The sequence below is a fragment of the Paraburkholderia largidicola genome (assembly GCF_013426895.1).
In the GTDB taxonomy this organism is placed as follows: domain Bacteria; phylum Pseudomonadota; class Gammaproteobacteria; order Burkholderiales; family Burkholderiaceae; genus Paraburkholderia; species Paraburkholderia largidicola.
This window is the reverse complement of the sequence record NZ_AP023175.1, coordinates 79,731-91,730: the sequence shown is the minus strand read 5'-3', so window position 1 is coordinate 91,730 and position 12,000 is coordinate 79,731. Positions and strand designations below refer to the sequence as shown.

Genomic DNA, 12,000 nt, shown 5'->3' with positions numbered 1-12,000 from the left:
TCCTTACCTTTTACCTTTGCGTTCATCGTCTATTCATTTTTTTGTCGACGGGTGTTGGCGCCTTAGCACCGGCTCCCGTCCCATGCAAAGCTAAAGCAACGTGACGACACGCACACCGAGACACCGTCCCGCAGCGGAAGGCGGCTACCAGCGCGGCGAAGAGACCCGCGCGAAGATCATCGAGGCGGCGCTGAGCCTGTTCGGCGAACGCGGCTTCGAAGGCGCATCCACGCGCGAGATTGCCGAGCATGCGGGCGTCAACGCGCCCGCGCTGGTGTATTACTTCGACAACAAGGAAGGCGTCTATCAGGCGTGTGTCGAATACATCATGACGAACGTGGCGGACTACTTTGCGGAGGCCGTCGAGGCCGCGCAGACCGTGCTCGACGCGCACCCTTCCGACGACGAACTGATCGGCGCGTTTCGCGCGATCCAGGCGCGCGTCGCCAGTTATCTGTTCACGACGGAGACGCCCGCCACCTGGCGCCTGTTCATGGCGCGCGAGCAGGCGGGACTCGGCCCGGCGTTCGCGGCCGAGCGACTGAACGAGCGCATGCGCAAGCCGCTGCTGAGCGTGAGTTCGGAAATCGTCGGGCGCCTGCTGGGAAGACCGGCTGACGATCCCGAAACGGTGATCCGGCTGCTGGCGATCAACGGACAGCTCGTGTCCTTCCATCTGACGCGCTGCACGGCCCTGGCGGCGTTGCAGTGGAAGTCGATCGACGGTGAGCGACTGAAGCAGCTCTGCACGATCATCGATGAACAGAGCGTCGTGCTACTGCGCGCGATGATCGAATGGCGCGACGCAAACAGCAAGCAACGCAAGAAGAAGTAAGGCGACGTGACTCGCCTGCGAATGCCTTAACGCTCCTTACAAAGTCAGACAGAGCGTGACGGCCGACGGCGCGCGCCATAAACGCCGAGCGCTATGCGTGACGGGCGTTCGCACCCTCTTCCGCGGCACGTCGAGCACGCCGGTACTCGCAAACTTCTGTTGATTCTGTAACGAGGCTGTTAAACACGATTGGCCCGGGATGGGTAAGGTGCGGCTTCGCACTGCGCCGCGCATGCTCGCAGCGGTGCAGCGACACGCACAACTCATTGAAGGAGCAATCGATGCGCAAGCTCGCGATTCTGGCCGTCATGGCCGCATTGACCGCCACGTTGTCCGGCTGCTGGTGGGGACCGGGGCCTGGCTGGGGCGGCGGTGGACCGGGCTACGGCGGCGGACCGGGCCACGGTGGTGGGCCCGGCGGCGACGGACCGCACGGCGCGGTCGTCGTGCCGCATGCAACGGCACGCGCCTGACCCTGCCTCGCCCGACGCGCGCGCCTCAGCGAGCGCGTCGCGGCCGTTCAACCCCGCGCGGACACTTCGCGCGGTGCCGCGGGCGGCGTCATTCCGCCTTCCGCCGCGCTCCACTGTACGACCCAATCGGGCAACGCGGGCGACGCCTGTGTGACGCCCGCCAGCCCGAGCAGTTCGCCCGTCGGCACCGTGCCGCCGCTGCGCTTCAGAAAGCGCGTGCGCACGACGCCCAGCGCGACCTGCACGCCATCGCGGATAAACGCCTGTTCGAGGAACACGTGCCGCTCGTCCCAGCCGATCACGCGCGTCGCCACCTCGTAGCGGTCCCACAGTTCCAGTGAGCGATGGAAGCGCATCGTCTCCAGCGTGACGACGGGATACCAGCCCTGCCGTTTGATTTGCGGCCACACACGCGAGCGGATCATCAGGTCGACGCGCGCCAGATCGAGGATCGTGAAGTAGCGGCCGTTCGTCATGTGGCGCAGCACGTCGAGATCGTTGAACCACACACGAAACGGCGTGACGCAAGTGTCGAGCACATGCAGATGCCCGCGACGCGGACTCAATATGAAAGTGAGGAACAGGCGCAACAGCAGGTTCATGACAAAGCTCGCAGAGGCGGCGCTAACGTTGCAAAAGCACGCATGTTAATCGACAGTCCGGTGCGCGGGCGGCCCGTGGTATAGAGGGCTTCTTCACATGCCGTTCGTCGATGCGCCTGTTGCGGCGCGCCTCATATTGCCTTCGATGGCTGCGCGGCCGTCAGATGCTGCGTATGCATGTCGCTCAGCCGGCACAGCAGAATGCCATAGCCCGTCAGATGGCCCAGATAGACGCTCGTGAACACACCGGGCGCAGGCAAGGTGTCGACGATGTCGTTCAACGCATCCATCTGCAAGGGCTTCTCTTCGAGCGCCGGGCGTTCGACGCGCAGATCGGCGACCCGCGCGAGCTTTCCGTGTGCGTCGAGCAGCTTCGCGAGCCCGGCGAGAAACGCTTCGCGCCAGCGGGGATCGAGCGCGGTGAACTGCTCGTGAAACGTATCGAGCGTCTCGAGGAAGTTGACGAGCGAGTCGAACAGTTCGTGATAACACCAGAACAGCGGCAGCCGGTCGCGATTGCGCTGCAGATGAGGCGACATCCACGCCTGCTCCAGATCGAGCTTGAGCAGGCCGTGTGATTCTTTCAGGTCGGTGCTCGACTTGCGCAACTGGCCGATGATCGTTTTCAGTTGCACCGGATCGTGCTGGCCCGACGCGATCTGCCCGAGCGCTTGCAACGCCTGTTCGTTGCCGTCGTTGACGAGGCGGTTCGCCCAGAAGCCGTGATCGGGCGGAAAGACGATCTGCTGAATGATGAAGCCGAGCAGCATGCCCAGCACGACGCCGATCAGACGCTGTTCGAGTAGCGGAAGATGTTCGCCCGTGTAGAGCACGAGCGTCATCGGAATCGTGATGCTCGTCATCTGGAACAGCGACGGCCTCAGGCGCACGATCGCGAAGATCACGAGCGGCAGCAGCAGCGTGCCGAGCAGCAGATGCGGCGCCGTGAGCCAGATCACGAGCGTGGCGATCGGCATGGCGACGACGTTCGACATTACGCGTCGATAGAAATAGCCGCGCGCGGCAGAGATCGAGCTGCCGAGCGCAAGCGTGAGCATCGTCGAACTGGCGAGCGCGACGGCCGCTTCGGGATAACCGAGGCTATAGGGAATCCAGAAGCCGATCCATAGCCCGAGCGCGAGCTTCACGTACTTGGCGTTTTCCGAAAGCGAGAAGCGCGCGAGTGCGCGGCGAAACGGCGTCAGCGGCTTGTGGGCGTAGGAAGCGGTCGACATGGTTGCTCCTGCAATCGGGAAGGCACTCCAGGTGTGGCATCGGCATGGGCTGGTTGGAATTGTACGGCGCCTCGATGAACGCAAACGCGCGACAGCCGTCGCTCCTGGATTTCCTCACCCTCCTGGATCGCCTCACCGTCGCCATTTTTGACCCGCTTCATTTCCTTGCGCGCCGCAGGCATAGTGAGAGGTTTCCAGCCTCGACACCGCAATCCGACACAATGAGCGAGACCTCTCCGGCCGCCGCGCCCGTCATCCGCGACGCCACCGACGCCGACTTCCACGCCATCCAGGCCATCTACGCGCACCACGTGCTGACAGGCGTCGCGTCGTTCGAAGAAACGCCGCCGTCCGTCGACGATTTGCGGCAGCGCCGCGCCGCCGTGCTGTCGCATGGCTTGCCGTATATCGTGGCGATTGTCGACGGCAAGATTGCGGGCTACGCGTATGCGACGCTCTATCGTCCGCGAATCGCCTATCGCTTTACGATCGAAGATTCGATCTATATCGACGATGCGTGCCGCGGACGCGGCGTCGGACGCGCGGTGCTCGCGGCGCTGATCGAGCGATGCGAACAGGGTCCGTGGCGCCAGATGATCGCCGTCATCGCCGACGGCGGACGCGGCGGCTCGCTGTCGCTGCACCGTAACGCCGGCTTCGAACTGGTCGGCACGTTGAAGGCGGTCGGCTTCAAGCATGGCCGCTGGCTCGACTCGACGGTGATGCAGCGCGCGCTCGGACAGGGCAGCGACGCACTGCCCGCCGACGCCGAAACCGCCAGCGACTGAAAGCAGCGCACTGCGTTGAAACGTTCGACGCAGCACGCCGCGCTAGAATCAGCGCATGCCCAGATCGCCCACATCCGCGCCGCCGCCTGCCGCGCAGCGCAACGAATACACCGTCGACGAACTCGCGCGTGTCAGCGACTCGACCGTGCGCAATATCCGCGCGTATCAGGATCGCGGCCTGCTCGCGCCGCCGGAAAAACGCGGCCGCGTCGGCGTGTATGACGACACGCACGCCTCGCGGCTCAAGCTCATCCATCACCTGCTGGCGCGCGGCTATACGCTCGCGAACATCCAGGATCTGATCAAGGCGATCGACGAAGGCCACGATCTGCGCTCGATTCTCGGTCTGGAGAACGCGATCGGCAGCCGCTGGTCGCACGAGCGCCCGAAGAAGTATTCGCTCGTCGAACTCGCGAAGATGTTCGGCGTCAAGGGAACGCCGGCTTCGTTGACGAAGACGGTAGCGAAGGCCGTCGAACTCGGGCTGCTCGAACGCGATGGTCTCGCCTTCGTCGCGCGCAGCCCTGCCACGCTCGATGCCGGCGCAACGATGGCGCAAGCGGGCATTCCCCTCGCCGATTTGTTCGACGCCGTGCGCGAGTCGCGGCCGCACTTCGACGCGATCGCGAAGGCGCTGGTCAATCTCGTCGTGCGACAACTGGACCGCTACGAGTCCGACGCGCTGCCGCCGCCCGCCGACGTCCCCGCCCTCGTCGATGCGATCTGGCGCGTGCGGCCGCTCGGCATGGTGCTGGTCGAAAGTGAAATGAACCGCGCGCTCGAAGAAGCATCGGGGGATTACCTCGGCGACCGGGTCGCGGCGATCATGGCGAAGCTCGAACGCACGCAGGCGCGCGCGGCGAACGAGCCGGACACGGCGCGCGTCAGCAAGAAGAAAAAGTAGATGGAGAAGCGCCGCGCGTTTGAATGCTTCGCGCAAACGCCTGTTGCGCCGTCAACCACGTTTATGCGCCGCGTTTCAACACGTCGTTTCGCGCTGAAACTTCCCCTACCCATAGAGTCCACCGTCTAAAGCCGCGCCTTGCGCGATGCCAGTTCACGCCCTATCGTTACATCACTCAATGTAACGGTTGTCGATGAACATAACAGGCAAAACCAGGGAGACGGTACGGATGAATGCACGCACGATGCAACCCGCCGCGTTCACGCCCGGCGACACGACACCCATCGCGACGGACATCGCCATCATCGGCTCGGGCTTCGCGGGCCTTGGCATGGCGATCCGTCTGCGGCAGTCCGGCATCACGGACTACGTAGTCGCGGAGAAAGCGGATTCCGTCGGCGGCACCTGGCGCGACAACCATTACCCTGGCTGCGCGTGCGACGTGCAATCGCATGTCTATTCGTTCTCGTTCGCGCCGAATCCGCGCTGGTCGCGCATGTTCGCGCGCCAGCCGGAAATCCGCGCGTATCTCGAAGACTGCGTGCAGCGCTTCGGCGTCGCCTCGCATCTGCGCCTGCGTCATCAGCTTGTGAGCGCCGTCTACGATGAAACGCAGCATCGCTGGCAACTGCGCTTCGCGAATGGTCAGCAGTGGTCCGCGCGTGTGCTCGTGTCTGGCATGGGCGGGCTGTCGCGCGCGGCGTTTCCGGATATCGAAGGCCTCGATTCGTTCGAGGGCAAGATGTTCCACTCGCAGCAATGGGACCATGCGTATCCGCTCGACGGCAAACGCGTCGCCGTGATCGGCACGGGCGCGAGCGCAATCCAGTTCGTGCCGCAGATTACGCCACGCGTCGCGCATCTCGATCTGTTCCAGCGCACGCCGCCGTGGATCATGCCGAAAGGCGACCGCGCCGTGCGGCCATTCGAGCAGTGGCTGTTCCGTCATCTGCCGTTCACGCAGAAACTGATGCGCGCAGGCTTGTTCAGCATGCTCGAATCGCGTGCGTTCGGGTTTGCCGTGCACCCTTCGCTGATGAAGACGGCGCAGAAGATTGCCCTGCGGCATCTGCACAAGCAGGTCAGCGATCCGCAACTGCGCAAGACGCTCACGCCCGACTACACGATGGGCTGCAAGCGCATCCTCATTTCGAACGACTACTTCCCCGCCGTTGGGCGCGCGAACGTGTCTGTGAAGGCGACGGGCATCGCGCGCGTCGAACCGCATGCCGTCGTCACGACGGACGGCGTGCGCCATCCCGCCGACTGCATCATCTTCGGTACGGGCTTTCAGGTCGCCGATCCGTTTCCGCCTGGTGTCGTGAAAGGACGCGGCGGCGTCGATATCGTCGATACATGGCGCAACGGCGCGCATGCGTATCTCGGCACGACGCTGCCCGGCTATCCGAACTTCTTCATGATCGTCGGTCCGAATACGGGGCTTGGGCACAACTCGATGGTGTTCATGATCGAGTCGCAAGTCGAATACATCCTGCGCGCGCTCCTGACGATGCAACGCGAAAACGCGGCCGCCATCGAAGTGCGTCCGCAAGTCGAACGCGATTACAACGAGCGTATCCAGCAGAAGCTCGGGCGCGCGATCTGGTCCGTCGGTGGTTGCAAGAGCTGGTATCTCGATCCGCGCAACGGCAGAAACACGACGCTGTGGCCAGGCTTCGCGTATCGCTTCAGAAAGGCGACGAGCACCTTTCGCCTCGACGATTACTACGCTTATACGCCCGCGCCGCAGACGCGAACGATGAACAGATATCGCGTGTGACGACCGCGGACGCGACATAAAGGGAACACGACAAGCAAGGCAAAAAGATCAGGGAGACGATTAATGAAAAACTTCAACGACCGCGTCGCTGCGATTACGGGCGCAGGCTCAGGCATGGGCCGCGCACTCGCGATCCGGCTTGCACGCGAAGGCTGCCACCTCGCGCTGGCCGACCGCAATGCAACGGGTCTTACCGAAACTGCGCAACTCGCGCAAGCCGCGGCGGCGCCACACATCGGCGCGCCGCTGCGCATCACCACGTGCACGCTCGATGTCGCCGACCGCGCCGCCATGTATGAGTGGGCAACGGACACCGCGCGCCAGCATGGGCGCGTGAATCTCGTCTTCAACAATGCGGGTGTCGCGCTGTCGAGCACGATCGACGGAATGGATTACAGCGATCTCGAATGGATCGTCGGCATCAATTTCTGGGGCGTCGTGCATGGCACGAAAGCGTTTCTGCCATTGCTGAAATCGGCGGGTGAAGGGCATATCGTCAATACGTCGAGCGTGTTCGGTCTGTTCGCGCAACCCGGCATGAGCGGCTACAACGCGACGAAGTTCGCAGTGCGCGGCTTCACGGAAGCGCTGCGCCAGGAACTCGACCTGATGAAATGCGGGGTGTCCGCGACCTGCGTGCACCCGGGTGGCATCCGCACGGCGATTGCGCAATCGAGCCGCATTGCGCCGAACATGGTCGGCTTCATGATCGAGAACGAGCAGCAAGGCAAGGACGACTTCGAGAAGTTCTTTATCACGACCGCCGATGAAGCCGCGCGCGTGATTCTCGACGGCGTCAGACGCAATAAACGGCGCGTGCTGATCGGCCGCGACGCGCGCGCCGCCGACTGGCTTGCGCGCACGCTGCCCGCCGCCTATCAGGCGCTCGTCGTGTTGCAGACACGACGCCTCAAACGGCTCGCGCAAAAGCGCGCGCGGCGCGGTACGGCCGTCGAAGGACGCCGCGCATGAACGACCGCATAGCGTTATCGAACGAGACTTGTCAGGGAGAAAGGCCATGATGCCCTTACGCCGCGACCTCCGTTTCGCCCTGCCCGCCGATCGCGCGTGCGACTGGCACCGGCTCGGCCCGCACGTCACGCATTTCTTCAACGCACTCTCGCTGCTGTTCCCCGCGGGCGAGCGCTTCTTCATGGATAGCGTGCGCCACTATCGCGATCAGATCACGGAACCCGAACTGAAGAAGCAGGTACTCGGTTTCATCGGGCAGGAAGCGATGCACACCCGCGAGCACATCGAGTACAACGATCTGCTCGAAGCTGCCGGACTGCCCGCGCATCTGCTCGACAGACGGCTCACGATGTTCCTCGACCTGAACCGCAAACTGCTGCCAGCTTCGCACCAACTGGCGATGACGGTCGCGCTCGAACACTACACGGCGATGCTCGCGGGCCTGTTGCTCGACGATAGCTCGCGTATCGAGGGTTCCGTCGAAGGTTATGCGCAGATGTGGACGTGGCACGCGCTCGAAGAAACGGAGCACAAGTCGGTCTCATACGACGTGTGGAATACGGTGATGAAGCCCGGCCCCGTACGCTATCTGATTCGTACGGGCACGATGCTCGCCGTCACTGTGTTCTTCTGGCTGATCGTGTTCGACTACCACGTGCGCCTGCTGATTCGCGACCGCAAACGCGGCCACAATCTGCGCGGCTTGTGGAGCGTCGTGAAGTTTTTGTATGGGCCGAAACATGGCGTGTTTCCCGGCATCGCGCGCGAATGGCTGCGCTTTTTCAAGCCTGGGTTTCATCCATGGGACCACGATAATCGCGCGCATCTCGCGCGTATCGACGGACTCGTCGCCGCCGTCGATGCCGCCAATGCCGCGAACCCCGGCGCGCTGAAGAAGTCGCGGCGCGGCGTGCGGGCCGCGGCGTAACGGGCATGATCCACGACATGCAAGCCGTCAATGCAGACGGCGTTCAACTCGCCGTTTACATCAGCGGTCCGCGCGACGCGCCGCCCGTCGTATTCGTGCATGGCTACCCCGATTCGGCCGCCGTGTGGGAGCCGGTCCGCGCGCTGCTCGAGTCACGTTACCGCGTGATTGCGTACGATGTGCGCGGCGCAGGCGCATCCGATGCGCCACGCGAGCGGGCGGCCTACCGGCTCGAACGTCTGGCGGCCGACCTGAGGGCCGTCGCCGATGCGACCTGCGGCGCGCGAGCGTTTCATCTCGTCGGGCACGACTGGGGTTCGATCCAATGCTGGGAAGCCGTGACGGACGAAGCGTTCTCAGGCCGCATCGCGTCGTTCACGTCGATATCCGGGCCTTGTCTCGATCATGCGTCGCTCGGGCTGCGCGGCGATCACGCGCAACGGGTCGCGCGTCCCTTTGGCGCGGGCGTTCGGCAAATGCTGAAGTCCTGGTACATCTTCTTTTTTCATCTGCCTGTCTTGCCAGAACTCGTCTGGCGGCTCGGCGGCGCATTTGGCTGGCCGCTCTGGCTGCGCATGACAGAACGCGTGCGCGCGCCGCGCGATCCGGCGCAATTGCGCAACGCGTTGAACGGCCTGAAGTTGTATCGCGCGAATTTCATCGACCGGTTAATGCATCCACGTGCGCGCCGCGCGCATGCGCCCGTGCATTTCATCGTGCCGCTGCGCGACCGCTATGTCGGGCCGGCACTCTCGCTCGGACTCGAAAGCTGGATCGGCCCGCACTCGCGCGATGAAATCGATGCGGGCCATTGGGTCGTGCTGCGCGATCCGGCGCGCGTCGCGGCCAGTATCGACGCGTTCATCGGCAAGCGCGAAGCGTCACGTCAGACTGATGGCAGCGTGCGTGTGAACATCGTCGGATAGTCGATGACGAGTCCGTCCTCGTCCACTTTCAGTTCCGCCGCGAAGCCGGTGTCGATGCCTTCGTAGCGATATTCGCTGTCCGGCTCGACGCATGTGTACGCCTGTTCGACACGCGAGACCTGCAAATCGGGCGTCGAAATGAATACGACGGCAATCGGCTCCCGCGCGCTTTTGGCCAGTTGCAGGCGGCGGATCGGCAGCGTGTTCGTATAGGGCGTAGCGGCGATGTCGATATCGATGCAGCCCGCCAGCGATGGCAGAACGAGCCCATGTCCATCGCGCCAGTTGCCTTCGCCGTCGCCGTGCAGTTCGAGTTCGGGGCCGCCCGTCACCTTCAGCCACGCGTGCAGCGTGCGCCATTGCGGATCGCATTTCACGCGGTACATGAGGCCATATGCGCGGCCATCGCGCTCGCCGACCAGCACGCTTTCGGCATAAAAGCCGTCGGCGCGGGCGTCGAATGCGAGATGCTCGACGCCTTCGCCCTCTTCCGGGGTCCATCGCACTTCACGCATGAATCTGTCTCCTGTGTGGGATCGCCGGGAATGACGCGTCCACGGACGACATCGTAACGCGCCACGCGGACTCGCGAGTCGCCCGCGCGCCTCGCTCAAATAGCCGCTATCAACGTGCGAGCATGCCGCTCGCGCCGCGCCTGCCCTATGCTCGCATGTCGTCTGCTTCGAATCGAAAGCGCCGCGTGAGTTCCGCCTCGCGCGGCTTTGTCACGTCTTCGTCACGTCTGTTGAAACGGTATTACCCATGTCCGCCGCGCCCCATGAAGAACCGTTCGATGCCTTGCGCACGCTGCTGCGCAGCTTCGGCCAGATCGTCCTGCAACGGAACGCGGCGACGGGCGCGTGCGTGCTCGCTGCGTGGCTCGTCAGCGATCCGCGCCTCGCATGTGCCGCGCTGGCGGGCGCGATCGCGGCGAACATCGGCGCGGTGCTGCGCGGCTACGATTCCGCCGATACCCGCGACGGACTGCACGGCTTCAACGGCGCGCTCGCGGGACTCGCCGCGTTCACCTTCATCGCCGACGACGCCACTGCAATGGCCGTGTCGATACTCGCCGCGACGGCGGCTGCATGGCTGCTCGGTCCGTGGGAACGGCTATTGCGCTCGCGCGGCCTTGGCTACTATTCGAGCCCTTGCCTGCTGGTGACGTGGGCGTGGCTGCCGCTCGTGCATCTGGCGCCGGCATACGTCACTGCGAGCGACACGGCTTCAGGGTTCGATGCAATGCGCGGCTTGCTCTTGGGAATTGCGCAGACATCGTTTGCGTGCAGTGTGCTGGCAGGCGCATTGATACTTGGCGGCATCGCGCTCTCGTCGATACGCGCCGCGCTGTTTGCGCTCGCGGGCGCTGCGCTCGCGACCTCGGCGCACTGGCTGATCGGCGGGAATAGCGCATCGCTCACGGCGGGCCTGTTAGGATTCAATGGTGCGCTCACCGCGCTCGCTCTGGCCGATTGCGGCGTGCTGGCGGCGCTCGCGGGCGTGGGCGTGTCGGTCGTGCTGCAACAGGCTGCCGGTCTGTGCGGCATACCGGGGATGACGGCGCCGTTCGTCGTCGCGACGTGGACGATGCGCCTGCTGATGCGCGATACTCGCCGCACAGACACTAGCAACCCGAGCCGCGCGCCCGATTCCGCGATTGAAAGATCCGCGGGCATGGGGCGTCGCGAGACAACCACCCGCGCCGTTTGGCCCGAAGGCTGAAGCGGCCAGCAACAGGAGACGTCATGTCGTCGTTCGCTCATACGCCTGCGGGCCGCATTGCGCAGTCGAAGCTCATGTCGGAGGCCGAGCAGCGCACGCGCGTCGATCTCGCGGCCGCCTACCGGCTCGCGGCGCTCAACGGCTGGGACGATCTCGTCTACACGCATATTTCCGCGAGCGTGCCCGACGAGCCTGGCCATTTCCTGATCAATCCATTCGGCCTTTCGTTCGATGAAGTGTGCGCTTCGAATCTGGTGAAGATCGATATCGCGGGGAACATCGTCGGTGAGAGCGAGCATCCCGTGAACGCGACGGGCTTTGCGTTGCATGCGGCTGTTCACGCGGCGCGCGACGACGCGTTTTGCGTGATGCATTTGCACAATACGGCGGGCATTGCCGTGTCGTTGCAAAAGGATGGACTCTTGCCGGGCCCGCAGCATGCACTGCGCTTTCATGGATACCTTGCGTATCACGATTACGAGGGGCTTGCGTTTACGCCGGCGGAGGGCGAGCGCCTCATTGCGGATCTCGCGGACAAACCGGCGATGCTATTGCGCAATCACGGTACGTTGACGACGGGCCGCACGGTTGCCGAGGCGTATGTGTTGATGGCGACGCTCATCAAGGCTTGCGAGATTCAATTGCTCGCGCAGGCGGGTGGCGGCGCGCTGGTGTTGCCATCGGAGGCCGTGGCTAAGCGCACGGCTGAACAGCTTTTCGATGGGGGCGCTGTTGAAGGTGTGATTGAATGGCCGGCGTTGATGCGGAAGCTTGATCGCATCGATGCGTCGTATAAGGGTTGACGTTTTTGTTTGATTTGTTTTTAAGGACACGA

At 63.9% G+C, this 12,000-nt stretch carries 13 protein-coding genes; 10 read left to right on the top strand and 3 right to left on the bottom strand.

Annotated features, from left to right (window positions below):
• Window positions 1–100 precede the first annotated feature (100 nt).
• Together PPGU16_RS17190 and PPGU16_RS17185 are read left to right on the top strand one after the other, a co-directional pair.
• Entirely contained in the window at window positions 101–835 is a 735-nt protein-coding gene (locus PPGU16_RS17190) for a CerR family C-terminal domain-containing protein (protein ID WP_180723831.1), read from the top strand.
• Between the two features lie 266 nt (window positions 836–1,101).
• Entirely contained in the window at window positions 1,102–1,308 is a 207-nt protein-coding gene (locus PPGU16_RS17185) for a hypothetical protein (protein WP_238269887.1), read from the top strand.
• A gap of 47 nt (window positions 1,309–1,355) precedes the next feature.
• Here the strand turns inward: PPGU16_RS17185 and PPGU16_RS17180 are convergent, their stop codons facing one another.
• Window positions 1,356–1,910, bottom strand: coding sequence for an acyl-CoA thioesterase (locus PPGU16_RS17180; protein WP_180723830.1), 555 nt, complete (start codon window positions 1,908–1,910; stop codon window positions 1,356–1,358).
• A 131-nt stretch (window positions 1,911–2,041) separates the two neighbouring features.
• Window positions 2,042–3,145, bottom strand: a complete 1,104-nt coding sequence (locus PPGU16_RS17175) for an aromatic acid exporter family protein (protein ID WP_180723829.1) — start codon at window positions 3,143–3,145, stop codon at window positions 2,042–2,044.
• Between the two features lie 221 nt (window positions 3,146–3,366).
• Here PPGU16_RS17175 and PPGU16_RS17170 point away from each other — a divergent pair, with 221 nt between their 5' ends.
• The 6 genes from PPGU16_RS17170 (at window position 3,367) to PPGU16_RS17145 (ending at window position 9,443) form a co-directional block, all read left to right on the top strand.
• Window positions 3,367–3,933, top strand: a complete 567-nt coding sequence (locus tag PPGU16_RS17170; protein WP_180723828.1) for a GNAT family N-acetyltransferase — start codon at window positions 3,367–3,369, stop codon at window positions 3,931–3,933.
• A gap of 55 nt (window positions 3,934–3,988) precedes the next feature.
• Window positions 3,989–4,837 (top strand): MerR family transcriptional regulator, encoded by an 849-nt coding sequence (locus tag PPGU16_RS17165; RefSeq protein WP_180723827.1) that lies wholly within the window; start codon window positions 3,989–3,991, stop codon window positions 4,835–4,837.
• A 229-nt stretch (window positions 4,838–5,066) separates the two neighbouring features.
• Window positions 5,067–6,617 (top strand): flavin-containing monooxygenase, encoded by a 1,551-nt coding sequence (locus PPGU16_RS17160; protein WP_180723826.1) that lies wholly within the window; start codon window positions 5,067–5,069, stop codon window positions 6,615–6,617.
• Between the two features lie 63 nt (window positions 6,618–6,680).
• Window positions 6,681–7,589, top strand: a complete 909-nt coding sequence (locus tag PPGU16_RS17155) for an SDR family NAD(P)-dependent oxidoreductase (RefSeq protein ID WP_180723825.1) — start codon at window positions 6,681–6,683, stop codon at window positions 7,587–7,589.
• 46 nt (window positions 7,590–7,635) lie between these two features.
• Window positions 7,636–8,517, top strand: coding sequence for a metal-dependent hydrolase (locus PPGU16_RS17150; RefSeq protein WP_180723824.1), 882 nt, complete (start codon window positions 7,636–7,638; stop codon window positions 8,515–8,517).
• 5 nt (window positions 8,518–8,522) lie between these two features.
• Window positions 8,523–9,443 (top strand): alpha/beta fold hydrolase, encoded by a 921-nt coding sequence (locus PPGU16_RS17145; protein ID WP_180723823.1) that lies wholly within the window; start codon window positions 8,523–8,525, stop codon window positions 9,441–9,443.
• Here the strand turns inward: PPGU16_RS17145 and PPGU16_RS17140 are convergent.
• Window positions 9,404–9,958 (bottom strand): putative glycolipid-binding domain-containing protein, encoded by a 555-nt coding sequence (locus tag PPGU16_RS17140; protein WP_180723822.1) that lies wholly within the window; start codon window positions 9,956–9,958, stop codon window positions 9,404–9,406. The genes PPGU16_RS17145 and PPGU16_RS17140 overlap by 40 nt on opposite strands.
• Before the next feature lie 247 nt (window positions 9,959–10,205).
• Here PPGU16_RS17140 and PPGU16_RS17135 point away from each other — a divergent pair, with 247 nt between their 5' ends.
• Both PPGU16_RS17135 and PPGU16_RS17130 read left to right on the top strand, forming a co-directional pair.
• Window positions 10,206–11,165: an urea transporter gene (locus tag PPGU16_RS17135; RefSeq protein WP_180723821.1), complete on the top strand. Its 960-nt coding sequence runs from the start codon at window positions 10,206–10,208 to the stop codon at window positions 11,163–11,165.
• A gap of 23 nt (window positions 11,166–11,188) precedes the next feature.
• Complete coding sequence (locus PPGU16_RS17130; protein WP_180723820.1) at window positions 11,189–11,968, top strand: class II aldolase/adducin family protein; 780 nt, start codon at window positions 11,189–11,191, stop codon at window positions 11,966–11,968.
• Window positions 11,969–12,000 lie beyond the last annotated feature (32 nt).

Bases quoted from the DNA above. Each gene is read 5' to 3' on its own strand.
- PPGU16_RS17170 (WP_180723828.1), top strand. From the start codon at position 3,367: ATGAGCGAGACCTCTCCGGCCGCCGCGCCCGTCATCCGCGACGCCACC.
- PPGU16_RS17140 (WP_180723822.1), bottom strand. From the start codon at position 9,958: ATGCGTGAAGTGCGATGGACCCCGGAAGAGGGCGAAGGCGTCGAGCAT.
- PPGU16_RS17160 (WP_180723826.1), top strand. From the start codon at position 5,067: ATGAATGCACGCACGATGCAACCCGCCGCGTTCACGCCCGGCGACACG.
- PPGU16_RS17175 (WP_180723829.1), bottom strand. From the start codon at position 3,145: ATGTCGACCGCTTCCTACGCCCACAAGCCGCTGACGCCGTTTCGCCGC.
- PPGU16_RS17155 (WP_180723825.1), top strand. From the start codon at position 6,681: ATGAAAAACTTCAACGACCGCGTCGCTGCGATTACGGGCGCAGGCTCA.
- PPGU16_RS17180 (WP_180723830.1), bottom strand. From the start codon at position 1,910: ATGAACCTGCTGTTGCGCCTGTTCCTCACTTTCATATTGAGTCCGCGT.
- PPGU16_RS17130 (WP_180723820.1), top strand. From the start codon at position 11,189: ATGTCGTCGTTCGCTCATACGCCTGCGGGCCGCATTGCGCAGTCGAAG.
- PPGU16_RS17145 (WP_180723823.1), top strand. From the start codon at position 8,523: ATGATCCACGACATGCAAGCCGTCAATGCAGACGGCGTTCAACTCGCC.
- PPGU16_RS17150 (WP_180723824.1), top strand. From the start codon at position 7,636: ATGATGCCCTTACGCCGCGACCTCCGTTTCGCCCTGCCCGCCGATCGC.
- PPGU16_RS17165 (WP_180723827.1), top strand. From the start codon at position 3,989: ATGCCCAGATCGCCCACATCCGCGCCGCCGCCTGCCGCGCAGCGCAAC.
- PPGU16_RS17135 (WP_180723821.1), top strand. From the start codon at position 10,206: ATGTCCGCCGCGCCCCATGAAGAACCGTTCGATGCCTTGCGCACGCTG.